Here is a 24,943-nt window from a genome sequence, read left to right on the forward strand (position 1 = left end):
CGAAGTGGATCGTTCTTTAATTTCCAAAGTCGTTTAGAAGTTTCCATACTGGTTAATTTATCCTCGGTACTGTTTTGCTCACATAAACGGTGATCGTTACGAGGGCTCTCGAGTTCAGGCAAGAGAGTCTTTACACTAAATAGCAAGTTGTTAAACCCCAATAACAGAGTAACTTTCGTGCACTCTAGGAGAAATAAAATGGCTACAAACTCAACCAGCAAAAACGATGACAAAGGTTCTAACACTAATAAATCCGGCAGTGATTCGAGCGGCAGTAATTCAAAACAGGGTAATTCTTCTGACTCGAAATCTGGCTTTACTTCAGGTTTAAAAGGAGCGCCATCTTCAGGCTCTCATTCCGGTGCTCAAGGTGGAACACCAGATCAACAGGTGAAGGCAGGTCAGCAAAGTCACAAAAATGACGATCACGAGGGCAATAGTAAATCCTCTGATAAATCAGCAGGCTCCTCAGGCAGCGGTAATTCTCACTCAAGCTCTGGCTCTCATTCTAAATCGGATAGTGCCTCTAAAAGCCGTTAATGGGTGTTACGCCATTAATTAAAAGGGGGCTGCGTAATACGTTGTCCCCTTTTACAAAAAGACAGCTTCATTCTGGTTCTTATTATGACGAAGAGAGGTTGGAAATGAAAAATGCTATCAGCGACGAAAATTCCATCAACACCCCAAATATTTTCGATGTGAAGCGATATATTTCACATAGTTATTTGCCGATATATCAATCCAAAGAATTTCGGCAGAACAAAATTTTGAACAGTCTCGAAGACGAGAATTTACTTATATCTCCTCTCGAACTTATTGAACTTTCAGTCGGTCAACGTCTCTTTGAATTCGGATCCTACGTGCCTTACGTGTATTTCCCGACCTCTGCAATCGTTTCCCTGTTATATGTCTTAGAGAACGGCAGTTCTACGGAGATTTCAGTCGCAGGCAGCGAAGGTATGGTAGGTATTTCCGCGCTCATGGATAAGACTGCGCTGGGTGATGCTGTAGTGCAGTCTGCAGGCCGTGCGTTCCGAATAAAACCGCGCGCAGCCAGACAAATGTACGACCGGGGGGGGGATTTTCAAAAGTCCACGATGCTTTACATACATAGTTTGCTTTCTCAAATGACACAGAATTGTGTATGTGGAAGGCACTATACAATAGAACAACAACTTTCTCGGTGGCTTTTAGAAAGGTTTGATCGCTCAAGCATAAAAGAAATAAAAATTACCCAAGAAGTGATCGCCAATAATTTAGGCGTGCGGCGAGAAAGCGTTACGGAGGCTTCCCGTAAGTTACAAGATGCGGGTCTAGTTCGATGTACACGTGGATGCATCACCATATTGAATAGGAAGGATCTGGAGCTACGCGCCGGTGAATGCTACGAGATGGCGCGACTTTGATTTGATATGGTACAAGCTTAAAAAAACTCCACTAACTATTTAGAAACGGAATTAATTAATAGCTAATCCTATCTGGTTAATCTGTCTCGTATTGATGAAACGCCCAAGTTTAAAATATCGTAATTCAACGTTTAAAGCCGTTTGTGCAATGCGCTTGACTAACTCACTAGAAGCATATTGATGTTAGCTTCTTACTGAATATTCCTGTCAAATTCTTTGTCCAACGGCTTTAGTTTTTCTCTTCCTAGTACAATATATTTTGGTAAATTTCTAGGTTGAAGTTAATAGAGCATGAAATTTATACATATTTTTTGCAGACTACAAAGCAGACAAATGGCGCCTGCTTTGAAGAGCTTTTTATGTGACTGGATCCATTTAAGCCACATTCAAATCTGATAATCCACTTTGACATTTTTGGTTGAAACGAGTCTACGGGTTATACATTTTAGGAATCGTTTTTGAGCGATAAGCCAGCAGTAAGGTTAGTCGGATCGACTCTATAGCCAGCTTCTTTAATGACAGATTTTAACTGGTCTGCTGAACTCCTATTTTCGTCGTACTGTACGTTCGCGTCATTATCAACAAGTGAAACTGTGACGTTATTAACGCCTGGTACTGCTTTTAGTGCTTGTTCCACAATACTGGCGCAGTGGTCATCAGTCATTCCTTGTATTTTTATATTCTCTATTTGCATAGCGATACCTCTTTAGTTAATTTATTTAAAAATGATTTACATGCCATTTTCCAGCCTTGTGACATTGCTGTATCTATAAGGTAAGAAGTAAAAGAATTTATCTCTGTTATTCGGTATCAAAGCTCGGTGTTCATTAATAGTGATATAGCTAACTTCATGAATGTAGATAGTAATTGAGGCACCGATCGATAATTTTCAGAGGCCGAATATTACTAATCACAGAAGGAACTATTTCTTACTTTTTACATAGATCGGCATCGTTTTTAAACTTAATTGATCAATGAGTTTCAATAAATTATTCCGGCTAAATTGATTTTGAGCCGATGGTAAAGTTTTTAGGTTCGACATTTCGGTTTCATTCAAATGAGTGCTCAAAGTAAGATAAACCGGGTCTAAATATAATGAACAAGTTAATGAACAAATAAAGCAATCAGAATTACGATAGGGATGGGAATGCCAAGTAGTAATAGCAAAATTGAGCGCATCATAGTCTCCAATAAAATAAATGAATGATTGAAATCAGAATTTTTTACTCCGAAGAGTACTTACTCGGGCAAATGTGCTCTATCTCGTTGACTTCCGCCTATGGTCGCAGAAAGGCTGGCGACAAATGCACCGATAAGTAGATTGATAAACATCCATAAAGCAGAATTGGCAGCCGCCTTGCGTGCCTTATCAGCCGATTCTTTTAAGGCATTGCTGGTGTCTGACACCGACTTACTCCATTGAGAGTAGATCATGTCAACACGCTTCTCAGCATCGATTGGAGTCAATCCCGTGCGTTTAGTAATGACTTTAGAAAGGTAATCACGGTCAGTGTGGCTCAAGGCTCCACTAAGAATATCTTTGGATAAAATTTTTCCCACCTCAGCACGTGCCGCGGTGTTTGCATCCAAAGAACCATCATCAGACCGTAGCAACATCTCTGAAAAATAATCGACTGGATTAGTTTTCATATCGCTTGCTATTGCAGCTGATGCAGTTACTACTTTAGTACCAATGTTTGATGCTTCGTTAAGGATACTTTGAGCCGCACTGGCCAATATCCCAACAGTCATTAGTGAGGCAACAGCCCATGCAAGAAAACCATGGGCTGTGTCTCTAAAATAGACTTCGTTATTATGTAAATTACTCCATTTGATGCGCAATCTACCTGCTAAATATCCACCAACCCCAGATGCAGCAAGTTGTGTAAACGTGACCCAAGCAATTGCTGATACTCCCATGACAGTGGCGTTATAGGACCATGGTGAGACGTTAGATAGACCTAAACCGACGCCCAACATCAATAAGATTAATGAGAGCGATGCCGCTGCCACTGCACCTGCCAGTACGGCCGCCCAAGAGACTCCTGAACTACTTACACAGGATGAGTTTTCATTACTGATTTCAAGCATATTTGCATCGGTAGGATGATTTTGCATATTGCCTCCCATATCTCGTTATTAGTTTTACTCGTTTTACATGGATCAAAGCTGGGGCAGGAGCATTCTTAAAATTGCTCTTTACGTTCACTCATTTCCTCACCAAGAGCTATCAAATCCAACCTCGTTTTTCGGACTAGCGGAAACATTTCCCGTTCTTCTTCCAACACATGATGTTCAATTTGCTCTGATAACACTTTTACCTTAGCATCGTATAAATCATCGCTTGGGTCCATTTCCTGAATCTGTTCTATAAGGTCTTTAGCACTGGCGTGTTCAACCACTGCCTCATCCATTAAATCGTCGTTACCGATTACTTCTTTGACTGCAGGATAAAAAATTTCTTCTTCGATTTGAGTATGAATGAGCAGTGCATTACAAATTGTATCTACAAGTCTTTTTTTACTTACCGTTGATCGGTCACTAAGCTCATCAAACTCCGCAAACATTGCTTTAACTGCGCGATGATCTGTAATAAGAATTCCGATTGCGTCAATGCTCTTTGAGTTCATAAATGATCCTGGGTTATGGGAAAGAAAATACAAGAACGTGCTGAGAATATTCGCGACTCAATGCGGTGTATGTACGGCGTCTCACATTAAATTGGGATTTCTTTTTAGCTAAAAAAGATTGGCATTCTCTGAGGAAATTTCTGCTTAGATGAACTTGATTTTGTATTTGTGTGCTATCGAACGGACAAGAGTATTAATCCAATTCAATCTATAAGTTCACCAGAGGAGAATTAATATGAGTTATGTAAAAAACGACACTTATGGAATGTACGCTACCAGTGAATCAGGTAACAACAAGGGACCAGGTCCAGAATTAATGGGCGCAAATACATTGATTGGTAACCATGTACACAATCCACAGGAAGAACATTTAGGCGAGATAAAAGAAATCATGCTCAATATGCGGACAGGCCAAATTGCCTATGCTGTACTCGCTAGCGGAGGACTCTTCAGCATTGGAGAAAAGCTGTTTGCGGTTCCTTGGAGCGCTCTAAAACTGGACACAGCGAATAAACGCTTTGTACTTAATATAAAGAAGGAACGGTTTGAAAATGCCCCAGGATTTAATTCTGATCAATGGCCGGACATGGCAGATAGTAATTGGGCCGAAACAGTACGAACCTTTTATGACACTCCCCGGAGCTGATTATGAAAAATCAATTTTCTAAGAATTACCTCCCTAAAATCTTGAGCATAATCATGCTTGGTTGTAGCGTCACGCTCGGCCCTATTACTGCTTTTGCGAATGAGACGAAGGTAAGTTTAACCGGAGCAGAAGAGACTCCACCAGTTAAAACTTCAGCCAAAGGCATCGGCAGCATTTCCGTCAACAAGGATAAATCTGTGACTGGCATGGTGACTACCACAGGATTAGCCGGAACCCTAGCTCACATACATTTAGGCGCAGAAGGAAAGAAAGGGCCTCCCATTATTACTTTGGTAAAATCGGGTGATAGTGGTTGGGTCGTGCCACCAAGATCAATCCTCACAGACGACCAATACGCGAGCTACAAAGCAGGAAATCTTTACATTAACGTACATAGTGCAGAAAATAAAGACGGAGAGATTCGAGGGCAATTAAAACCGTAATTAGCGACTGTATTTTCTTAGAAGGCAAAGACGGACATAAGGTCTGGGTCTACTGGTAAAAAGACTAAATAAAATATTAGAAATGCGGTTTTTTTCACCAAAAAAACTATTAGGTCGTATGGTGTGATTCCAAATTCGTTGAATTTAATCTAGTTTTATAATAACCAGCTCCTTGACCCATTTTTAAAAATACTGAAAATATTTAATGAGACATATGTAGCGGCGGATTCATAACAACCGAATATTTCCGATCTTGCTTATGTTGAAAAAGATACTAGATTTTTATTTTCAACTCCACCGACTTATTGTTCACCGCAGATCAGATTATTTTTTGCATGCTGATATAAACGATCCGTGAGGTTCATTTCCGTTACCAGATCCACTGGCAACGGAAATGTACTACAAACATAATTCAAGTCACAGGTGGGTCTGTCTCACGACGAAAATAGCGATGTTCACCCACCATCGTCTTAAACACCTCAAGGGAGTCCACGTTAAAATCATCATCGACTTTCATAACCGAATAGTCCGGGGATCCATCAACCAGCGTATCTGGTATGCCCGCTGCGTCGAGAAGCATGCCAGGTGCCCCAAAGGCAAGAATCAGCTTACAGTGGCGATGCTGCAGACGAAGGAACTCGAGGGCTTGTGCATTCGATGCAAGACTATCTGTGACATCTTCACCTGGCAAAATAATTACCGCATCATACAAAACAGATGGGCCAGTTTCAAAAGTAATTTCTACGTTTAGAGGATCTCCTGCCGCCGAACGCAATTTTCCTAATGAATTGCTTACGATGCGTGGAACTGCTCCATCATCAAGCAATGAGGTATAAATTGCCCGTGCTGTTAACGCATTAACACCATGCTCTGCTAGAAGAGCAATTCGCCTGGTCTTGATCCCCATTTTTCCTGGACGAGCCTTCAAGGATAAGGCAGGTGAAGGTTCATAGTCATGCACAGGTGTATCGGTTGCAGGTTGCATAGGTGCAGGTATTTCTATGCCAAGACCATCAGCAACTCCTGCACACAGAATAATGTCGACATTAGCTAAGAGAGATACAACCCGGTGTCGTACTGCCGGGGTTTGTACACGGGTCAGTTCAAAGCGGAATGCGTTAACAATGTGAGCCTGCTCAATTGGCGTCTGACTAATCCAGAACAGTTTAGCTTGTGCAAAATGTTCGGCAAATTTTTCTGGTTTGCCACGCACCTTATCGTCAGCAATTGTTTGAGGAAAACTCGTAAAGCCCGAACGCCCCGCTTGAAAAGGGCAACCACCTGCGAGAGAATTTGGCTCATATGAGACCCTGCCCCGATGAATCGCTTGGCGATGCATTCCATCTCGTTGATTATTGTGAACCTGAGCTACAGACGAATTTACGGGAATTTCGTGGAAATTCGGTCCACCCAGACGACTGATTTGCGTATCTAAATAAGAATGAATTCTTCCTTGCAGTAAAGGGTCGTTAGAAAAATCAATGCCCGGAACGATGTGAGCTATGCAAAAAGCGACTTGTTCAGTCTCTGCAAAAAAATTATCAGGATTACGGTTGAGTGTCATCTTACCGAGAGGCGTGATGGGAATTATTTCTTCTGGAATAAGTTTGGTAGGGTCAAGCACGTCGAATTCAAATGCATCCGCCTGCTTTTCTGAAAATACTTGAATACCGAGCTCATATTCTGGAAATACACCTGCCTCAATCGCCTCCCATAAATCCCGGCGGTGAAAGTCTGGATCAGCACCTGTAAGCTTGACTGCTTCATCCCAGACAAGTGAGTGTGTGCCCGCAATAGGCGACCAGTGAAACTTACAAAAAACGGATTCGCCTTGTTCATTGATAAGACGGAAGGTGTGTACACCAAAGCCCTGCATCATCCGATAGCTACGCGGAATAGCTCTGTCAGACATTTGCCACAGCAGCATGTGAGTTGATTCAGGTGTCAGGGAAACAAAATCCCAGAAGGTGTCATGTGCACTGGATGCCTGCGGCATGGCGTTATGAGGCTCCGGTTTTACAGCATGCACGAGGTCTGGAAATTTCATAGCATCCTGAATAAAAAACACAGGAATGTTATTACCCACTAGATCCCAATTACCTTCGTCAGTATAAAACTTTACGGCAAAGCCTCGAACATCGCGAACAGTATCAGCAGAACCTCGCTCGCCCGCAACAGTTGAAAAACGAACAAATACGGGAGTTCGTTTACCTGGCTCAGCGAACAAGGATGCACGAGTAAGGCCACTAAAATTTTCGTAACACTCAAAATAGCCATGAGCTGCGGAACCCCGAGCATGTACGACTCGCTCAGGAATTCGTTCGTGATCGAAATGTGTAATCTTTTCACGCAGAATGAAATCTTCCAATGCAGTAGGTCCACGTAGACCGATCTTCAAAGAATTTTGGTTGTCTGCAATTGGCACGCCTTGATTGGTGGTAAGGCGCTGACCAGATGCATCGACTCGAACACGATCCAATGGTCCAATGGTTGAATTAACTCCTAACGCTGGCTTGCCGTCTCCAAGCTTGTCTGACGCGACTGATTCCATTGCAGTACTTGCGGTAGCACTTGGAGAAGAAGGTTTTGCCGTAACACCAGGAAGGGGGTCACGAGCAAAATCTCCATACTCGCTAGCTTTGGTTATATTTTCGGGAATAGCAGCAGCAAGTTTTAAAGCGCTTCCAATTTTTTCGATCAAATAGGGGGAGGTAACATCCATGGCACCCAAAGACTTGGGAAGTTCATTCGCGGAAGGACCTGAAACGGTGCTCAATACGGAGCCTGCACCATCAGTTGAGGAGAGAGAATCTTTTTTATTCATGGTGCGAGCCTTAATAACATCGATAAGAAAAATATGTGCGCACGCAAGTACGGCACTGCGTCTCCAGATCTTGACAATGCCTGTTTGAGTGGTGCGAGCAAACTACACGCAGTTCTTCCAAGCTCGCATCTACAGACATATAAAGGGCATGTTCAACTTGTTGAACAGAATTAATATCCAAATAATCCTGATAAAAATCGAGATTATTTTGGCTAATTGAAACAACAATTTTTACGAACGATTTTCCCAACCACGACGTGCTGCCTCTGCATGCCCTTGGGAATCGCCAAACCAGCCACCATGTTGCTCATCATCACTTTGATTATTGCGCTTGCTAGATGATCGAGAACTTTCATCGTCACTACCTTACGATGGTCTTCTTTTAACAGCTGATCTGCGTCTGACGGTTTTTCTAAGTTAGCTTCAACTTGATTTTTTTAGAGTCACTTTTTACTTCTACTTGGGATGCTGACTTCCCTTCGATCGGCTGCGAAGTCCCGCTTTTTTTCAGATCCAATGCAGCATCAGTCGACAAAACGTCAGTTGATTTTTTCGCCATAGCAATCATCTCTCTTTAAATGGTTATCAAACGGTGAGGAGCACTATGAATTGAATAATTAGCCACTACTGTGCGATATCTAACAATGGGCTTAGTGAGTATGTAACGTTATGTATCTCAAGCCGAAGCGATCAGACATTTAGAAAATTACGTAAGGAACCGCTCAAGCGTACCTATCGTGGAAGTACAGATTTACAAAGTTCACTAGAATAATTTGTATGAAATATACGATCTACGGGATGTGAGCAGTCATTGCTTTTCTTGAAAAAAGTTAATTCTATAAAGTCAGCGCACAGAATTTTTTATATAAAAGTTACTTGCATCCTCTGCCTTAAAGACAAACTCTGAATACTAAGTTGCAGCAATATTTTTTGAGGGGGTTATGTAGTCGCACGATTTAAAATTTAATGGATTAAAACGTCGATAAATATAATGTAATGATCTCCTCATTGGAAAAAATCTCGACTATATTCTAAGAAATATTTCAATAAACAAAAATATTGTTTGGATCGCGTTAGATACCGCACAGAGAGATCTCATGAGATTGATTAATCTCGCTTCATTGCCCACTCTTAGGCATTGAACAGGAGATAGAAATGAAATCTGTATCTAGAGGTTTAACATCCGTCGCATTACTTTTTTTTGTATCAACTCCATTGTTTTCATCTGCTGAAGATAAGCCTACTTCACCTGCACAGCCAGCATCTAAAAGCACATCAAATGTCGATAACTCCAAAATGAATTTAAGAGATAGATCGAATACTACTGAAACGCCCCAAGATCAATCCAATAACGCGGAAGACAGAAAATTTCTAGCAATGCTAAGACGCAATATTGTTCATGATAAGTCGTTGTCTACATCAGCACACAACATCAAAATTATGAGCTCAGGTGGCGTTGTTATTTTGCGGGGGCCCGTCAAAAGTAATGAAGAAAAAATGACGATAGAAAAAATGGTTCACGACACTCCTGGTGTCAAATCTATCGATAACCAATTAGATGTTAAGACCAACTAATTCATTCACTGTTTTCAGGAGAAAAGGTATGAAAAACGCAGTTTATTGTATCGCTCAAACTAAAGCGCAAGCAGAATCCATTGTTGAAACTCTTAAATCGGCACATTTTAGTAGTGCAGAGATTTCTGTTCTTCTTCCGGATCAAAGTGGTACTCGTGACTTCGCCCATGAGCAAAACACGAAAGTACCTGAAGGCACAGCCACAGGTGGTGTCGCTGGCATGGGAGTTGGCGCTATCTTAGGTTGGTTAGCAGGTATCGGAACATTAGCTATACCGGGCGTGGGTCCGTTTATTGCAGCTGGCCCAATTATGGCGGCTCTAGGTGGTGCAGCAGTTGGGGGCGCTGCGGGCGGTCTCATCGGTGCTTTGGTTGGGATGGGAATTCCTGAATACGAGGCAAAACTTTATGACGGAAAAATCAGAAATGGTAATGTATTGATTTCAGTCCATACTGAAAACTCTGATCAAGTCAAAACCGTGAAAGAGATTTTTCAAAATGCTGGGGCTGAAGATATTAAGTCAACCTCTGAAGCATCTGCTCCAAAGTGAACGCCCTACTTTAACACTTAGCTTTCTCCGTTGATTTACAAAAATTTTGAGATATATTCGTTCCTTGCGGGCTGCAAACTAGCAATAAATGTTCGCCGCGATTTTCAGTCAAATTAAATTTTATTGTTGAAGTTTTATATTTGATTCATGTGGCAAAAGAGTAACGGCCTTTTGTTGTTTTGGCTTTATACATTGCTTCATCTGCACTTTTGATCAACGCATCAGCAGTCAAACCATTTTTTGGAAATACTGCTATTCCAATACTTGCGCTTACCATTGGAATTTCAGGGGAGCAGGTCGACGGCTCTCCGGTTCCTTCAATCGGTATTTCTATAGCCTCCATAAGTTTATTAGCAATAATTGTGATGTCATCTTCATCTCCGACCTCAAGCAACAAGTAAAGAAACTCATCCCCTCCATGTCTGCAGAAGGTATCGTCGTTGCGAGTTGTTTCTTTTAGTCGCTGCGCTATGGTTCTCAAAACGTGGTCACCGGTGGTATGTCCAAACGTGTCATTAATCATCTTAAAATTATCTAGATCAACGAAGAAGACTGCTAAGGTCCATCCGTGTCGGTTTGCTTGCGCTATTCCATGTTCCAAGCGGTCATAAAATAACAAGCGATTTGGCAAGCCTGTAAGGGGGTCATGGAGCGATGCATGTTTTGATTCGGCGGCCTGATTTTGAGCTACTTCTAGTTGTTGCTCAAGTATTTGGCGTTCAATTACTTCGTTCCCTAAAGCCTGATTTACGGCAGATAGCTGAGTCGCCGCACCCTGAACTTTTTCTTCCACTGATTGACTAGTTTGTAACGCACTTTCTACACCTAAAGAATTTATATCATTTGCCAGTTTCTGTTTCAACGCTGTATTGACTGACGAAAGATCATCAGCGCATTCAACCATCACATCTTTAATTCGTTCGCTTTGGTCAAGAACCTTTGCCAAAGATTGCGCATCTGTTTCTATTGTAATTGGCTCTGTATGAGACATAAATACCTTAAAGGATTGATATATTAAATGATAGGTAATGCCTCATATTTTTCATTTTGACTGTGTGCTGCCGCACAGTTGAGTATTTGCATCGCTCCGGCCACCTTTTTGCAAGTCAAACCTGCCACTCCTTTTCCATCAAACCGGTCTCTTGATTGCATTTCAAACCCGCTACCATTTGCATGGCAAGTCTGCCACCCTGTATTTAGCTCGATTGTATTCTGCTGTTGATTTGCATCTAAACGTGACCCACGTTTAAGACACAATCCTACTCACGATATTGAGTGGGGAATTGGAGTAATTGACGTGGCACTACTAGGCATTATTCGCCGTTGGCACATTCGCGACTAGGTCCCACCGAGAGAAATCGCCAAACGCCTTGGCATCTCAAGAAATACCGTCCGGCGCTACCTGCGCTCGGAAACTATAGAGCCATCCTAACCGGACCGGCGTACACCCAGCGCGATCGGCAAGTATGCCTTCCAACTATCGGCGTTGCTGAAGTCCGAGGCGGCCAAATCATGCAAGCAGCGGCGCACTTTGAAGCCGCTTCACAAGGATCTAAAGGGATTGGGCTTTGAGGGGTCTCCCGACCGGATTGCGGCATTCGCAAGGGTAAGGCGGGCGGGTCAACCTGACATGGTCAATGCAGCAAGCAAACGAACAGTCGGTTTTCTTAGCTTTCCGCATACTGGTTCCCACTCAAATCGAAGTGCGTGATAACTATGAACCAAGCGGTCAAGGACGATGTCGATCTTCCAAATCTTTTAACGTAATTGGCAAGTCATAATTCTTTAATATGGTAAGGAACTAGTCACACTAACTACCACCAGTTAAACTAATTGTAGACGCGGTATAACCGGATTGAAGAAAATGATGAATAATGATATCGAGAATCGGAGATTCGAGCGTTCCCAATTTTTTCTGGTACAGAAAGATAGGGACTTTTTACCCATCTGGGTATTTAAGCCTGAAGATAACCCAAGCGGCATGCTTGGTGTTTTAGTCGATGTTAGTCAAGGGGGTCTTCAAATTCTCATGCAAAAAAATTCGCTTGTTGAAGGACAACAATTTGAAATGTCTTTGATCAATCAGATAGGCGGCGATGAGGCTCGATTACCTCCAGGTATTATTGAGTTGGTATGGAGTAGCGAAGTTGGTAGCACCTACACAAAATGTGGATTTACTTTTAATTCATATGCGGATGACGACATTAATATGTTGATAACACATACATTTGACGGGGAAAACAAATTTATGCGCTGCATTCTGAGAGAAACTAATCAAACTAAACCGATGTAAATAATTAACAAATTTAATTTCTTCATCAACATTGCCGTGCAGGAGTAGTAAGTGCTACATGAGCTACAGTAAGTTAGTCACCCGAAATATAGTGGTTACACATGGTAATGATGCCATGGAGTTGATGAACATCCTCTCGCTGAAGTAATAAATTTTTGACTTCACTAATTTGGCTTTTACTAGGAATGATTTCGGTTGGGCTTTTACACATCCAGTCGATTAAAATTTTGACGAGCTTGTCTGAGTTAAGATGAAGCACTTCATTTCTCGTGGGGACATAACATGTAAAGTCATTGTTTTTTGTCCGTTTTATCCATTTTTCCGCAGCGTGTATATTAGAGCTAGGTACACCAAAACGATCCTCTTCCATTAAGACATCTCTTTCAAAGAATTGTAAATGTCATTGTGAAGCAAACAAAATTTACATCAGTATTTTCTAAGTGGGTAACAGAGTTTTTGCTTTTGAAGAAAAGCTACCCGTTCATATTTATCTGGCCATGCATTTGCATTGTCACAATTGTTATCATATGGGCAATTACTAACACTCAGATTGCTCATGATAAAAAACAAGTGCAATCGGATGCGCTAAAAGATGTCGCTTCGCTATCGCGCGCTTATGCTCAATATCTTAATCGATCATTTGAGCAAATTGACCAGATTAGCATGCATGTTAAATATGATTGGGAAAACTCAAATAAGAGTTTTAGTCTGGAAAAGTTAAAAAAACAGGGCTTATTTACCGCTTCCCAATTTGCCGTACTTGCGATTTTAAATGATTTAGCAGAGCCCGTAACTTCAACGACGCCAATTGAAAAATGGCAAGATACAACACTTAGAGGTCAATTTTATTTTCATAAAAATAACATCTCTAGTGAGATGCAAATTAGCCTTCCCGTTGTCGTGAACAGTTCTGGCAAACCTGTAATTCACTTCACTCGCCGACTAGATAATATTGACGATTCATTTGCAGGAATGGTTGTTATATCAATTTCTCCTGATTATCTCTCCTCCTTTTATGATTTTCAAAGTTTAGGAATCAACGGATTACTGGCGGTTCTCAGTACGGATGGAAGGATTGGGGCCTCTCGTATTGGGGATAGAATTCCTTTTGGGTTAACTCAGGCCGTCAGTCAGGACATTCCTTTAAGAACGTTTGAAGGCACAAAATTGATCAGTGATGAAAAATTGTTTATTGATCATGAGCCACGTTTTTTAGGTTGGCAGAAATTAGAATCGTATCCTTTCTATGCAGTTGTCGGCTTGTCTGAAAGTGAGCTGATGCGCTCGCATTTTGATCTGTTAAAGCGACATCGAGTATCGGCGATTCAAGGAACCATTTTTATTCTGTTGTTTGGCATAATTTCTACGACGATGGCAACGCGGCTTGCATGGCGTAAACATGAGGCTCGAGGAGTGAGCGACACTTATCGGCTAGCGACAGAGGGGACTGACGAGGGATTTTATATATTAAATGCCACAAGAGATATAAAAGGAAAAATTATCGATTTTCAGTTTGCCGACTGTAATGCTCGCGGTGCAAATTTTTTCGGGCTGAATCGAGAGGAGCTAATCGGAGTGAATATGTCCTCCTTACAAGGCGAAAACTACTTCAATACCTTGCTGGAAATTTATTCCAAAGCGATGGAAACTGGGTTTTACGAAGATGAATATAAGCTTCCAGAAGAAAGCCCACTTAACATGGTATGGGCACGCCGTAGGTTAGCTCGATCAGGTTCTGGTCTTGCTGTAACAATTCAAGATGTTAGCGCTAAAAAAGAAGCAGAGGAACAGTTATCAGCGCTGGCGAATAAAGACAGTTTGACTGGTTTGTACAATCGAAACTGGTTTCTCTACTACCTTCCCCAAGCAATTCAGCGGGCAAAAACCGATCAAACCAAACTAGCACTTTTATTTCTTGATTTAGATGGCTTCAAAAATGTCAACGATACACAAGGACATGCTGCCGGAGATCGTCTCTTAAAAATAGTGGCCTCGAGACTGCAGTCCGTTTTGAGACCCACCGATAATGTTGTGAGGTTAGGAGGCGACGAATTTGTTGTCGCATTAGAACCAGTTGTCCGTGAAAATAAGCCCGGAAGAGTGGCTGAAAGAATTATAGAGGCGTTTCAGCAACCTTTGTGGTTAGGAGGGCAAAAGCATGTTGTAGGTGCATCAATTGGGATTAGCGTATATCCCGACGATGGCGAGGACACAGAAACATTATTAAAAAATGCTGATATAGCTATGTATTCGGTAAAAGCGTCTGGTAAGGGACATTACAACTTTTATAAACCGGAACTGTATGCCAAGATCAAGTCAAGATTTGAAATGGAACAGTCACTCATTCAGGCCGTTGAGTTAGATCAATTTGTTTTGTACTATCAACCAAGAGTGAATGTGATCTCTGGCAAACTCACAAGTATGGAGGCCTTAATTCGCTGGATTCACCCTGAAAGAGGCGTGATTCCTCCAGTCGAATTCATCTCAATTGCCGAAGAAACAGGTCTTATTTTGAAGCTGGGTGAAATGGTAATGGATAAAGCCTGTCAGCAAATTAGTGATTGGCAACGGATGGGGCTACCCCCGTTTCCGCTCTCTATCAATGTATCTGCAAAACAATTTCATGCGGGCGGGTTGCAAAAAAAACTCGTATATTTCTTAGAAAAGCATAATCTATCAGCGCAGCTAATTGAAGTAGAAATTACTGAATCAGCGATGATGGGCGAGGACAGCAATATCATGGCGGAATTGTCAGCGATTCGTTCCCTGGGTATTCAATTACTAGTTGATGATTTCGGTACAGGATATTCTTCATTGTCCCAACTACAGCGATTAGACATGGACGTTCTGAAAATTGATCGGGTATTTACTAACGAATTAACACGATCTCAAGAGGGCGGAATTTTTTTCAAAGCGATAGTTTCTATGGCCCATGCGTTAAACATGACGGTTGTTGCCGAGGGGGTAGAAACAAAGGAGCAGTTGAATCTCCTTCGCGATTTATCCTGTGATGAAGTTCAAGGGTATCTTATTTCACGTCCTGTTCCAGCAGATGAACTTCCTAGGATGATGACTCGAGAGTTTTTAATTTAGATTCTTTTTAAATATTAACTAGGATTTATCATGTCAATAAGTCGATTAGAATTCTCGCCAAAACTGAGCAAAGAGTATGTCAAGATTCTCAGCCACGTTATGATCGGCAAAATGAACAGTCTGTTGACCACCGCTTTGAGTCGCTTGCGATCTTACGTACCGCTGTGCCGCTGTGATCGCTAATTTTCAGGATAGGCATTTATGAAGTATCTGACCTTTACGTTTAGGCATTGAGTGATGCTTAAAGTGTTCTTAAGAACTTGCGATCTTTTTGAATGCAATTTAATGGCAGGTTTGAAATTCAAATTGATGGCACTTTTGCTTGAAAAAGTATGGCATTTTTGAATTAAAAATCACTGGCTGTTTTGATGCAAATACTCACACAGTACGATATTTCTTTGCATACACACTTAGATCAACACGTTGATAATGTTGAAAAAAATAAGCAAAGAGATTGATTTTTTAAGGATGAAATCTTAACAACCGTCTATTATTTTAGATTTATATGTTGCTTTCACCCATGCTTTAAATGAGTATTTCAGCGTGTGCCATAACTCAATGGTGAGGACACACTAATGATCTTGGCGACACAGTATGCCGCTGTATGTCGAGGTGTAACATGCAAACCAAAAAATAAAGAAAACTATTGGAAGTACTCACTTATTAGGTTCTTAATTCGCCAAACTCAGGCGACGTTCACCGAGTAAATGTAAAGATCTTTGTCGTACAAACCATCTCAGCCGAAAATATATCGATAACTTTTTGTCTCCGTACATCAGATTTTTCTTTGTAGGAAGCTATAAAAATTGATCGAATCAAACGTAGATTCTAAAGCACGCTTTAAGACTTTTTTCCAACGTAAAATATGGAATCTTTAGATGCTTGCAAACCTAGTTAAATCTTTTTAACGGTGCCACACTAATAGACCACCTAAATAGCCCGCTCGTAAAAGTGGCTAAAAATATCTTACAGATCAAAAAAATTTGTGGCTGTTTTCTTAATTTGTGAGTGACCACTTTTATAAAGCTTGCTGCGAATCTCAAAATATATCCGTCTTGAATTACTTATGCTAGATGGGCCTACGCTAATTTTTACGTCTATTCATAAGCTTTTGAACAGCCGCCATCTTATGCTCCGGCGCCAAATGAGCATAGCGCAAAGTCATTTTAAGATCTGCATGCCCCAACAGCTCTCGTACTGAGTTCAGATCAACCTGGTTCATTACCAGCATGCTTGCAAAGTGATGTCTCATATCGTGCCATCGGAATTCAATGATACCGGCATCCACAAGCAAGTTGCGCCAAGCAGTCTTAACCTCTGCAATGGGCTTGCCATCACGCCCTGGAAAGACTAAGTCATTGGTTCCTTTCAATTGACTCTGCCATTTTCTCAGAACATGCAATGCCTCATCATTTAGGGGAACGTGACGGATCTTGCCACTCTTAGCCGTTTCTCCTCTGATAGAAAGGCTTTGCTTATCAAGATCAACGTCAATCCAGCGTAACTGAATCAATTCCCCCTGGCGAATACCCGTATTGAGCGATAACAGTACTGCTGGTTGCAGGTAATCTTTAAACTCGAACTCACGGATCTCAGGCAGTAGTTCACAGCGACGTTTAGCCCGCCAGATATTAGCCGATATACGATCAGCCCTGTACGAGGCCTCTCTGCGATCTAATGCTATTCTCAACCTATACTCTTCGTCCTCTGTCAGGTAACGAACGATTGGATCCGAATCGCACTTTAAAGGCTTTACAGATTTAAGAGGATTGTCAGCTATAAGTTTCCACTCAACAGCTCTTGAGAACAGCGGTTTTAAGGCTCCAATGTCCCTATTCACTGTAGAAGCGGTCCAACCTTTGGCAATCTTTGCTGCGCGCCACTGTTCAATAGTGAGCGCATCAATCATTGAAAGTGGCCTATCTTTGAATTTCTCGAAGCATTGTTTTAGTCGGTCAACCGTCGCCGTATGTGATTTTGTCTTTATCTTTAAATGATTACCGTAGTCACCATCAATAAACCCAAACAGCGTGACCTGAGCGTCTCGAATAGCTTTGCGGGAACCCGCTGGATCTTCGCCTGCCTGGATTTTTCCAAGCGCGATCACAGCCTTTTCTCTTGCGATGCTAATTGTGGTGGAAGGGTAGCTTAGCTTAAGGGAATGCCTATCCCGGACGCCTTTACTATTGGTAAAGCGAATGTTGAAGGTAATCGCCCCACTAGGCATCACCCTAACTAAAAATCCTGGGAGCTTGGTATCATTGATATCAAAGGCATTGACGCGGGGCGCGATGCCGCGCAATAGTTCTCGGGTTATATCTGCTTTCATACCTTCTCTACACGTGGACCTATTATGGACCGGATCCGCAGTGTACCAGCATGGACTTGTAACGACAATTAAATCCTAAGTCATTGATCTATAAAGAGCAAAAATACTTCCATGGATTCCAAAAAACAAACTTATTCGCACTCATAATGCTGGGGTCGGTGGTTCAAGTCCACCTATCACCACCAGAATTTCGTTTTAGGGAATACCTAATACGTACGAAAAACCCGCTTTTAGCTTTATGCTGAAGCGGGTTTTTTGTTTGCTGGGGCTTTGGGCGTCCGTTTATATCAGGCGTTTTTGCATCCATATTTGAGCACATAGTTGCTTAACCATAAAACGCTTGGATGCAAAATACCAAAACTCGCCAAACCTCTTACTGACACACAGATCAAGAACGCTAAGCCAAAGGACAAAACTTACCCATTTGCCGAAGGTGATGGCATGTATCTTGAGGTGGCACCAACCAGATAAAGAATTTAGCGTATGAGCTATCACCAACCTGATTGCAAGAATACGCGACTTACCTTTGGCGCCTATCCAAAAGTATTAATCTTGGATGCTCGTAAAAATTCAGGCAGCAGCCAGCCAACTATACGCCAGCATCGTACAAGACCGGGCACGCCAATACCGCCTGAAACGCATCAACGACACGCTAGCGCTGATGGTGATAGACCAAGACATGGGCGACGAACTACGCTCAGCCCATTCCCTCTGCGGCGGCGATTCATCGACGAAGGTTTAGGCAGCCTAGATACAGACACCCTGCGCGTAGCGATGGATGCACTGGATGGCTTGCAGGTGATGAGCCGCAAGGTAGGCATGATCTTCCATGTGTACGAAATGACGGAACGAATTGCTACCAGGATTTTGGTGCAGAGGACGGCTGGGGGCCGAGTTTGGTGAGGGGGGTAGAAATATATTTCCGTATAGGCAACTCAATTACTATCGTGACATGTATAGTTCTTAGCACAAAAACCATACTGACTATCGAAATGATGGAATGTTAGCTCCCTTTTTTGCATTGATTTGATTTATAAAGTGAACCCGGCTCCTTTGTTTGGTCGCCTCCTATCGATTCAAGAAATGCCATAAGCCGCAAGAAATTTTCAAACCCAACCTATTATTTGCTACTGATCGGATTTCTATGTCTAAATCGTTATCAGAATTTAAGAGATTTCTTGGAAAATCGCAAACGGGGTTTTCCGAATACGAAAAGAAGCTGTGCCGGCTAATTTTGGACAATTTTACTAAGGTGGAGTCTCTTGGAACTGCCGGAGGAAAGCGAGGCAAACAGATCGCGAAATTAATCGAGGAAGTCGGAGACTCAGCCTCAAGCGAACTGAATATTGAAATAGAAACTTCTGCCGACGATCAGGGAAAAATCGTTCGACTTTCCAGCATTAAAGTTCAAAACTTCCGTGGATTCTCCACTGAGCATCTTCTCGAATTCAAGAATCCATACACGTTTGTCTATGGCCCGAACGGTACTGGAAAATCCAGTCTATGTGAAGCGTTAGAGTACGGGTTGCTGGGGTCGATCAACGAGGCAGATTCAAAACGCATCGATATTGCCTCGTACATAAAAAATTCAATTACAAAAAAAACGAACCTGCCAATATTGCTTGGAGTTAGCGCCGATGGAAAGAAAGACATTCCTGTCAAGGCAGACCCAAAAAACTATGAGTTCTGTTTCATCGAAAAAAATCGGATTGATGGATTTGCTCGCGTGGCCGCCAACGCCGCAGCCGCGCAACAAGTCAGATTGGCATCGCTTTTTGGTCTTGAAGAGTTCAACGCTTTTTCCACGCAGTTTAATGATAATTTTGAAAATTATCTTGACTGTACCGGAAAAAAAACGAAAGAACTAGCGGATAAGGAAAAACAGATAGGCGGGCACAGGATAATCCTTTCCCAAATTCCCGAAAAGGAGAAGAACGCCAAGGCGAAAGCGGATGCGCTTCTGCTAAAGTACGAGAATTGCAAAACACTAGAAGAGGTGAAGGCGCACATTTCCGGCTCCGAAGGCAATGGTGGCCTTATGAAGAAGAACAATACAGAGATCGGGCGACTGACCAATCTTAAAACCACGATCGATCCAGGTGTCGATGCAATCCTGAAGGAAGCAGCGAATTTGGTCGCGTTCGTAGAGGAACGGAGAACCGCCAAGCAGTTCCTAGCGGCCTATAAAGACCAATTGTCATTGGGTAGTCTGTACACAGCCATTTTGGACAATCGCGACAAATACAAAAACAAGTGCCCTGCGTGCGAATCCTCTCTGTATGACGGCGATCTGCTGATCGTTCCGAAAAATCCTTACCAAAACGCAACGGAAAAACTGAAGCAATTTGAAGTTGCGATAAAAAAAGAAGCACGCATAGCTGAAATAACAGAATTGCTCAAGACCCGCTGGAACTCGCTCAACCTTAAGATCGTTAACCTGTCGCCCGTCGCAGTCGCAATAGGCTTCGCGCAGACGCAGGAAATCGGAGTTCTCACAGATACCGCTTTGACCGTTGAAAATTCTAAAACGCTGGAGCCTGCAATGAATATTTGCATTGGTCAGACCGCGATACTAAACTCCTTCAGACTCGCGATCACCGCGTTCAATCAGAAAATCACAACATCGAAAGCTGAGATAAACAAGCTTGAAGATGCAAACAGAATTCTGTCCAAGCACCTTGAAGAAATTGTGGCGATAAATACGACCATCAAAGCCAACATCACAAGCGTTGTCACCGCAAATCTCGCCATTGAGAAATTCAAATCGGAGAACGAAGAACTCATTAAGCAAGTCGAAAAAGAAAAGCCCGTTGTCGCTCGCAATATGAAGTACCTTGTCGCATACGAAAGTTTTCGCGAAAAACTGCTGAAGTACAATGCGAATCTTCCTCTCACCCTTGCTGCCGACCTCAACGAAAAGACACTCAATTTCTACAATGCGATCAACAAGGACGATCACATTTCGGATCGATTGAAATCGCTCACACTGCCGACGACCATTGGCAAGAAAATCGAGATAGAGTTTGAGATAGGGCAAAAGTACGACGCTTTGCAGATACTCAGCGAGGGACACATTCGTTGCCTTGGACTCGCGATTCTGCTTGCCAAGATTGTGCGAGACGACTTGCCGTTTCTCATTTTCGACGACGTTGTGAATTCCATCGACGATGAGCACCGAGGCGGAATTGTAGCGCTAGTTCTGGGAGATGAGGAGATAAAGAAGAGGCAACTTATCATCACGACACATGGCGAAGATTTCATGAAGCGTCTGGAGAATGCCATCCCTAAGAGTGAATACAAGTCCAAGATCACACGGATCGACTTTCTTCCTCCGGAGGAATCCAAGAAGATTGTCGTGAAGTTGGAGCTGACGCGTCACTACTTGGTTATTGCCGAACAGAGCTACAAAGATGGAAAAATGCATGAATGCCTTGGATACCTAAGGAAATCGTTCGAAGAAATACTTCACCGCATCTGGAAAAAACTCGGCGACAAGAACTTTAATGTACTCATCAGTGTTGGAATGCGCAGCCCAAAAGGCGCCCCTGATTTACGCAGCGTCGCAAACGGGTTGTATGCCTTCCTGTCCAAACCCGAAGTTTCAATTTATAAAAACGTGGTCCCGATACTGGACACGATGATCGCAAAGGACAAAACTCACGCTGTCGAGTGGAGCCAACTAAACAAAGGCGCTCACGAAGAAGACAAGGCCGAAGAATTTGATAAGGCAATCGTCAAAGAGATTTTTGATCTCATGGTACAAATTGACGATGTAGTGAAAAATGGCGGAAAAGTTATCCCTGCTCCAGCTCTGCTGCAAGGCAGTAAACCGCAATAGCTAGGATGCCAATAGCCGCAGACGCATTGCACCGCTTGGAATCATTCACCGACGACATGCGGCGCAATCGATGAAGCCCATTGCGCCCTACCGATTGCAGGCTACGGCCAAGTGGCTCAAAATCCATGAGTATCGCATTCGGACTACGTAATTGCTACGAACTGAAAAAGGAGAATCGCGTGGAAGTCAAATTACTAAAGGAATCGACGTCGTTTTTTGGGACACTATCTAAAGATAATCATAAGATTGAATTAGATTTTTCGGTCTGTGTGGAAATTTCTGGAGAGGCATCAATTTCCATTGATCGATTTCCTTTAAACGAATCGACCAAATTTGTTTTAGAAAATTTTGAAAATGGCGGAACTCATTTTAAAGAGTTTTCCCTAGATGGTATTTCGACAGACGGAACAACATTTAAATGTGATGACTTGATCTTTACGAGCTTGGGGAATCTCTTGCTAGATGGTACTAACACCATCTGCCCGAGCGCGCATTACTCCTTTGCCAGGATGAAATTGGTTAGTGAGTGTATGACGTCTCCAGTGTTGTCTTGGAGGATTAAAGGCTTTCAGTGTTTGCGTTCCCTTGTTGCTGATACTGATCTTGGTCGAGTAGAGATGCTGGGGTTGAAAGATGCAGATGGAAAAAATGAAGTTTCCGGATATATTAAAGTAGTAGCATCACATATTCCAGAAGATTTAGATGTTTGGCGCGCGTCATCAACAAAGCTTTGCGATCACATACGGCATGTAATGTCATTTGCAGCAAACGCAGATTTGGAGTATCCGGTTATCGAATTTTCAAATAAAGAGCGAGTCGAAATCGAGCTATATTCACGTGGCGAGCAAAAAAAATCCGTTTGGCCACCTTTCAATTGGCTGAGCTTGCAGGGTATTTTTCAATGTGCAGTACGAAATTACTTTCAGCCAGTGTTCGAAGTTAAGAATCTGTTCTTCGCAATACAATGGTTTAACATGCATGGCTCGTATCGAGAAGCGAACCTAATTAGTTCGATGACTGTGCTTGAAAACCTTATAGACTCAAATCTTTCCGACCAAGACAGTTTTCTATTGGGCGCTAGGACATATGAAATGCTCCGAAGAAAACTAAGTAAAGTTGTAAAGGAAGAGGTAAAAACGTGGACTGAAAATGAGGAAGAACAGAGGAAAGTCATAGCTGAACTGAACAATAGATTTTCTGATTTGAAGAGGCGGTCACTTCTTGAAAAGTTGAATTTATTAGCCAAGCGCTGGGGTGTGCGATTGGAAGACATAGAGGTAAAAAGAATTAATGAGGCAAAAGCAGCTCGTGATCAAGTCGTACATCAAGGGCACTATGAACCAAGTCCTGAGGTGACTGGAGATCTTCACGACCATGTACTAGTTGTGCGTGAACTCGTGGTCCGATTCATTCTTACTGCGCTAAATTTTGAAGGTACATACTGTTCATTTGTCAATGGTCAAAATGCTCGCGAATTCAGCAAGAATGATCCAATGTTAGATTTCCGTCTAACAATTACACCATAGAGCCATGTAGGATGGACAAGCTTTTTCCGCCCACGCGGATCAAGTAATTATCATCGCAAAAAACTTTTACACACTCAATTTTTTCACCTTAAGTAACCGTAACGCGTGGGCACGATGAAACAGTGCCCACCCTAGCCCACTGCACAACTAGCAGAAAAATCGATGGTTAAGTCGCCTTACCATCATACAAATCACTATGAACCGCAAGTGGGTCGAGGCCTTACAAACAACGGATATTGATGGCGAAAATAAAATCAAAAGGGGTCAGCAAGGATAGCGTGCGCCATGCGCGCCACTCAAACCAATACCTGTTGTTACCACTTTTGATCTTTGCTATTCGGTGCGTATGGCGCATTCTACCGATTTCTGATTACTGGCTTATAAGACGGCAACTCAACTATAGAGGTCAGCATCAGTGAAAAATAACTATGCGGCCTCCTCCAGCATCAATTAACCAATTTGCCAAAAATAACCAAATAGGTTAAAGTATATTTATGGAGAAAAACTCACCACATTGCAAGCTGCCCATCGTCAAAGCCATGATTCAGGCTGGCCGAGTTCGCTCGACCAGGGGCGCTCGTGAAGGGGCTACCGCGTTAGGATTTGATTTCGATGGAATGCTTGCTGTGATCCTAGGCTTATCGGCGTCTGATTTCTACAAAAGCATGACGACGCATAACGATCATCGCGTTTGGCAAGATGTGTATAGGGCGACGACGGTTGCCGGTGAAGTGTATCTAAAATTAACAGTGATCGATGATGTGCTCATCGTGTCTTTCAAGGAGATGTGATCATGCAATGTCCAAATTGTGGCGCGGCAAAATTGGTGCATGACACCCGCGACCAGACTTATACCTACAAAGGTGAGAGCACTATCCTGGCTCAAGTGACGGGCGATTTTTGCTCTGCTTGCGATGAGTCTATCCTCGATGCGGCAGAATCCCGACGCACGATGAATTTAATGTTGGCGTTTAATAAGCAAGTGAATGCGGCCATTGTTGACCCTGACTTTATTGCCACGGTGCGAAAAAAGCTAGCTCTCGATCAACGTGAGGCTGCCGAAATTTTCGGTGGTGGTGTCAATGCCTTTTCTCGCTACGAGAATGGCAAAACCAAGCCGCCTTTGGCTTTGGTGAAATTACTCAAAGTGCTGGATCGTCATCCTGATTTGCTGGAAGAAGTTCGCATGGCGTAAAACCGCTATGGTATTCCGCCAAAATTGATGTGAACTAAAAAACTCACCCGCTCTACAAAACTGCAGCGCCTCGACCAATGGTGAGGGGAAGTACTTGCATATCGTAATGGCAGCGTGGCCATGTGGTGTATTGCCAAATGTATGAAGAGATGCAATGCGGAGTTTAAGCCGTATTTTAGGGTTTTACGGCTCAGCTGAATTATTAAGCCAGTAACTCCAATCCATTTCGATCAACAAGATTGAGCAATTTTAGCCATTCGGTGCGCATGGCGCACCCTACCGATTGCTGGTTACTGGCTTGTAGAAGGAAAGTTAAGTCACTAAATAGGGACAGCATCGCAATACTTTTAAGCCCGATATATACGTCATGCAATCATGTGAAATTTAGGCATAAATTTAAGCTATCTAATGATATGGCTGTCTGATGAATTTCTAAATTTCACGAGAAGCTAAGTCGGGAGCTACCACGTAAAGTCATCGGGGATCTGGAAGGCGGCATACGGATCGTCCGCATCGATTTCGGTCGTCGTTTTCTTCACCTGTATCACAATTGAGGCATCGCGCTCGGCGATTTTGTCCGCGATAATCCGGGGCA

At 42.6% G+C, this 24,943-nt stretch carries 20 protein-coding genes and 2 pseudogenes; 14 read left to right on the forward strand and 8 right to left on the reverse strand.

Translation table 11 applies throughout. The annotated features are described in order from the left end of the window. The first annotated feature begins 198 nt into the window (after positions 1–198). Positions 199–540 (forward strand): hypothetical protein, encoded by a 342-nt coding sequence (locus tag ACO0K4_RS18840; protein ID WP_422958217.1) that lies wholly within the window; start codon positions 199–201, stop codon positions 538–540. 104 nt (positions 541–644) lie between these two features. Then, positions 645–1,406, forward strand: coding sequence for a Crp/Fnr family transcriptional regulator (locus ACO0K4_RS18845; protein WP_422958218.1), 762 nt, complete (start codon positions 645–647; stop codon positions 1,404–1,406). 445 nt (positions 1,407–1,851) lie between these two features. Here ACO0K4_RS18845 and ACO0K4_RS18850 read toward each other — a convergent pair whose 3' ends face one another. The 3 genes from ACO0K4_RS18850 to ACO0K4_RS18860 form a co-directional block, all read right to left on the reverse strand. After that, positions 1,852–2,100, reverse strand: a complete 249-nt coding sequence (locus ACO0K4_RS18850) for a heavy-metal-associated domain-containing protein (RefSeq protein WP_422958219.1) — start codon at positions 2,098–2,100, stop codon at positions 1,852–1,854. Between the two features lie 545 nt (positions 2,101–2,645). Further along, positions 2,646–3,524, reverse strand: coding sequence for a hypothetical protein (locus ACO0K4_RS18855; RefSeq protein WP_422958220.1), 879 nt, complete (start codon positions 3,522–3,524; stop codon positions 2,646–2,648). Positions 3,525–3,592: 68 nt separating this feature from the next. Next, positions 3,593–4,036: a hemerythrin domain-containing protein gene (locus ACO0K4_RS18860; protein WP_422958221.1), complete on the reverse strand. Its 444-nt coding sequence runs from the start codon at positions 4,034–4,036 to the stop codon at positions 3,593–3,595. Between the two features lie 235 nt (positions 4,037–4,271). On the opposite strand from ACO0K4_RS18860, the gene ACO0K4_RS18865 reads away from it, so the two are divergent. Then, complete coding sequence (locus ACO0K4_RS18865) at positions 4,272–4,682, forward strand: PRC-barrel domain-containing protein (RefSeq protein ID WP_422958222.1); 411 nt, start codon at positions 4,272–4,274, stop codon at positions 4,680–4,682. A 2-nt stretch (positions 4,683–4,684) separates the two neighbouring features. Next, entirely contained in the window at positions 4,685–5,125 is a 441-nt protein-coding gene (locus ACO0K4_RS18870) for a CHRD domain-containing protein (RefSeq protein WP_422958223.1), read from the forward strand. 412 nt (positions 5,126–5,537) lie between these two features. Here the strand turns inward: ACO0K4_RS18870 and ACO0K4_RS18875 are convergent, their stop codons facing one another. Further along, the gene (locus ACO0K4_RS18875) at positions 5,538–7,949 is read right to left on the reverse strand and encodes a catalase (RefSeq protein WP_422958224.1); all 2,412 of its coding nucleotides are present in this window, start codon (positions 7,947–7,949) and stop codon (positions 5,538–5,540) included. A gap of 1,155 nt (positions 7,950–9,104) precedes the next feature. Here ACO0K4_RS18875 and ACO0K4_RS18880 point away from each other — a divergent pair. Both ACO0K4_RS18880 and ACO0K4_RS18885 read left to right on the forward strand, forming a co-directional pair. Beyond that, a complete protein-coding gene (locus ACO0K4_RS18880; RefSeq protein ID WP_422958225.1) occupies positions 9,105–9,524 on the forward strand; it encodes a BON domain-containing protein in 420 nt (139 codons plus the stop codon). A gap of 28 nt (positions 9,525–9,552) precedes the next feature. Continuing rightward, positions 9,553–10,074, forward strand: a complete 522-nt coding sequence (locus ACO0K4_RS18885) for a hypothetical protein (RefSeq protein ID WP_422958226.1) — start codon at positions 9,553–9,555, stop codon at positions 10,072–10,074. 145 nt (positions 10,075–10,219) lie between these two features. Here ACO0K4_RS18885 and ACO0K4_RS18890 read toward each other — a convergent pair whose 3' ends face one another. Continuing rightward, positions 10,220–11,065, reverse strand: coding sequence for a diguanylate cyclase domain-containing protein (locus tag ACO0K4_RS18890; RefSeq protein WP_422958227.1), 846 nt, complete (start codon positions 11,063–11,065; stop codon positions 10,220–10,222). Positions 11,066–11,422: 357 nt separating this feature from the next. Between ACO0K4_RS18890 and ACO0K4_RS18895 the strand changes: the two are divergent. Next, positions 11,423–11,506: pseudogene (locus tag ACO0K4_RS18895) on the forward strand (helix-turn-helix domain-containing protein); the annotation flags it as partial. Positions 11,507–11,938: 432 nt separating this feature from the next. Further along, positions 11,939–12,367 (forward strand): PilZ domain-containing protein, encoded by a 429-nt coding sequence (locus tag ACO0K4_RS18900; protein WP_422958228.1) that lies wholly within the window; start codon positions 11,939–11,941, stop codon positions 12,365–12,367. Between the two features lie 73 nt (positions 12,368–12,440). On the opposite strand, the gene ACO0K4_RS18905 is transcribed toward ACO0K4_RS18900, so the two are convergent. Next, positions 12,441–12,737: a hypothetical protein gene (locus ACO0K4_RS18905; protein WP_422958229.1), complete on the reverse strand. Its 297-nt coding sequence runs from the start codon at positions 12,735–12,737 to the stop codon at positions 12,441–12,443. 35 nt (positions 12,738–12,772) lie between these two features. Between ACO0K4_RS18905 and ACO0K4_RS18910 the strand changes: the two genes are divergently transcribed. Then, positions 12,773–15,460 (forward strand): bifunctional diguanylate cyclase/phosphodiesterase, encoded by a 2,688-nt coding sequence (locus ACO0K4_RS18910; RefSeq protein WP_422958230.1) that lies wholly within the window; start codon positions 12,773–12,775, stop codon positions 15,458–15,460. A gap of 1,084 nt (positions 15,461–16,544) precedes the next feature. On the opposite strand, the gene ACO0K4_RS18915 is transcribed toward ACO0K4_RS18910, so the two are convergent. Beyond that, a complete protein-coding gene (locus ACO0K4_RS18915; RefSeq protein WP_422958231.1) occupies positions 16,545–17,789 on the reverse strand; it encodes a phage integrase in 1,245 nt (414 codons plus the stop codon). A 616-nt stretch (positions 17,790–18,405) separates the two neighbouring features. Here ACO0K4_RS18915 and ACO0K4_RS18920 point away from each other — a divergent pair. The 5 genes and pseudogenes from ACO0K4_RS18920 to ACO0K4_RS18940 all read left to right on the forward strand — a co-directional run. Further along, positions 18,406–18,692: pseudogene (locus ACO0K4_RS18920) on the forward strand (hypothetical protein); the annotation flags it as partial. A 241-nt stretch (positions 18,693–18,933) separates the two neighbouring features. Beyond that, positions 18,934–21,627: an AAA family ATPase gene (locus ACO0K4_RS18925; RefSeq protein ID WP_422958232.1), complete on the forward strand. Its 2,694-nt coding sequence runs from the start codon at positions 18,934–18,936 to the stop codon at positions 21,625–21,627. Between the two features lie 179 nt (positions 21,628–21,806). Continuing rightward, positions 21,807–23,153 carry a hypothetical protein gene (locus ACO0K4_RS18930; RefSeq protein WP_422958233.1) on the forward strand — a complete coding sequence of 449 codons (1,347 nt, stop codon included), beginning with the start codon at positions 21,807–21,809 and terminating at the stop codon, positions 23,151–23,153. Between the two features lie 494 nt (positions 23,154–23,647). Then, positions 23,648–23,944 (forward strand): type II toxin-antitoxin system MqsR family toxin, encoded by a 297-nt coding sequence (locus tag ACO0K4_RS18935; protein WP_422958234.1) that lies wholly within the window; start codon positions 23,648–23,650, stop codon positions 23,942–23,944. A 2-nt stretch (positions 23,945–23,946) separates the two neighbouring features. Then, positions 23,947–24,348 carry a type II toxin-antitoxin system MqsA family antitoxin gene (locus ACO0K4_RS18940; RefSeq protein WP_422958235.1) on the forward strand — a complete coding sequence of 134 codons (402 nt, stop codon included), beginning with the start codon at positions 23,947–23,949 and terminating at the stop codon, positions 24,346–24,348. A 461-nt stretch (positions 24,349–24,809) separates the two neighbouring features. Here the strand turns inward: ACO0K4_RS18940 and ACO0K4_RS18945 are convergent. Then, positions 24,810–24,943 (reverse strand): DUF2058 family protein (locus ACO0K4_RS18945; protein ID WP_422958161.1); only part of this gene is annotated, 134 nt, incomplete at its 5' end.

It is taken from the genome of Undibacterium sp. RuTC16W (assembly GCF_049339445.1).
In the GTDB taxonomy this organism is placed as follows: domain Bacteria; phylum Pseudomonadota; class Gammaproteobacteria; order Burkholderiales; family Burkholderiaceae_D; genus Undibacterium.

Bases quoted from the DNA above. Each gene is read 5' to 3' on its own strand.
- ACO0K4_RS18840 (WP_422958217.1), top strand. From the start codon at position 199: ATGGCTACAAACTCAACCAGCAAAAACGATGACAAAGGTTCTAACACT.
- ACO0K4_RS18845 (WP_422958218.1), top strand. From the start codon at position 645: ATGAAAAATGCTATCAGCGACGAAAATTCCATCAACACCCCAAATATT.
- ACO0K4_RS18850 (WP_422958219.1), bottom strand. From the start codon at position 2,100: ATGCAAATAGAGAATATAAAAATACAAGGAATGACTGATGACCACTGC.
- ACO0K4_RS18855 (WP_422958220.1), bottom strand. From the start codon at position 3,524: ATGCAAAATCATCCTACCGATGCAAATATGCTTGAAATCAGTAATGAA.
- ACO0K4_RS18860 (WP_422958221.1), bottom strand. From the start codon at position 4,036: ATGAACTCAAAGAGCATTGACGCAATCGGAATTCTTATTACAGATCAT.
- ACO0K4_RS18865 (WP_422958222.1), top strand. From the start codon at position 4,272: ATGAGTTATGTAAAAAACGACACTTATGGAATGTACGCTACCAGTGAA.
- ACO0K4_RS18870 (WP_422958223.1), top strand. From the start codon at position 4,685: ATGAAAAATCAATTTTCTAAGAATTACCTCCCTAAAATCTTGAGCATA.
- ACO0K4_RS18875 (WP_422958224.1), bottom strand. From the start codon at position 7,949: ATGAATAAAAAAGATTCTCTCTCCTCAACTGATGGTGCAGGCTCCGTA.
- ACO0K4_RS18880 (WP_422958225.1), top strand. From the start codon at position 9,105: ATGAAATCTGTATCTAGAGGTTTAACATCCGTCGCATTACTTTTTTTT.
- ACO0K4_RS18885 (WP_422958226.1), top strand. From the start codon at position 9,553: ATGAAAAACGCAGTTTATTGTATCGCTCAAACTAAAGCGCAAGCAGAA.
- ACO0K4_RS18890 (WP_422958227.1), bottom strand. From the start codon at position 11,065: ATGTCTCATACAGAGCCAATTACAATAGAAACAGATGCGCAATCTTTG.
- ACO0K4_RS18900 (WP_422958228.1), top strand. From the start codon at position 11,939: ATGATGAATAATGATATCGAGAATCGGAGATTCGAGCGTTCCCAATTT.
- ACO0K4_RS18905 (WP_422958229.1), bottom strand. From the start codon at position 12,737: ATGGAAGAGGATCGTTTTGGTGTACCTAGCTCTAATATACACGCTGCG.
- ACO0K4_RS18915 (WP_422958231.1), bottom strand. From the start codon at position 17,789: ATGAAAGCAGATATAACCCGAGAACTATTGCGCGGCATCGCGCCCCGC.
- ACO0K4_RS18925 (WP_422958232.1), top strand. From the start codon at position 18,934: ATGTCTAAATCGTTATCAGAATTTAAGAGATTTCTTGGAAAATCGCAA.
- ACO0K4_RS18935 (WP_422958234.1), top strand. From the start codon at position 23,648: ATGGAGAAAAACTCACCACATTGCAAGCTGCCCATCGTCAAAGCCATG.
- ACO0K4_RS18940 (WP_422958235.1), top strand. From the start codon at position 23,947: ATGCAATGTCCAAATTGTGGCGCGGCAAAATTGGTGCATGACACCCGC.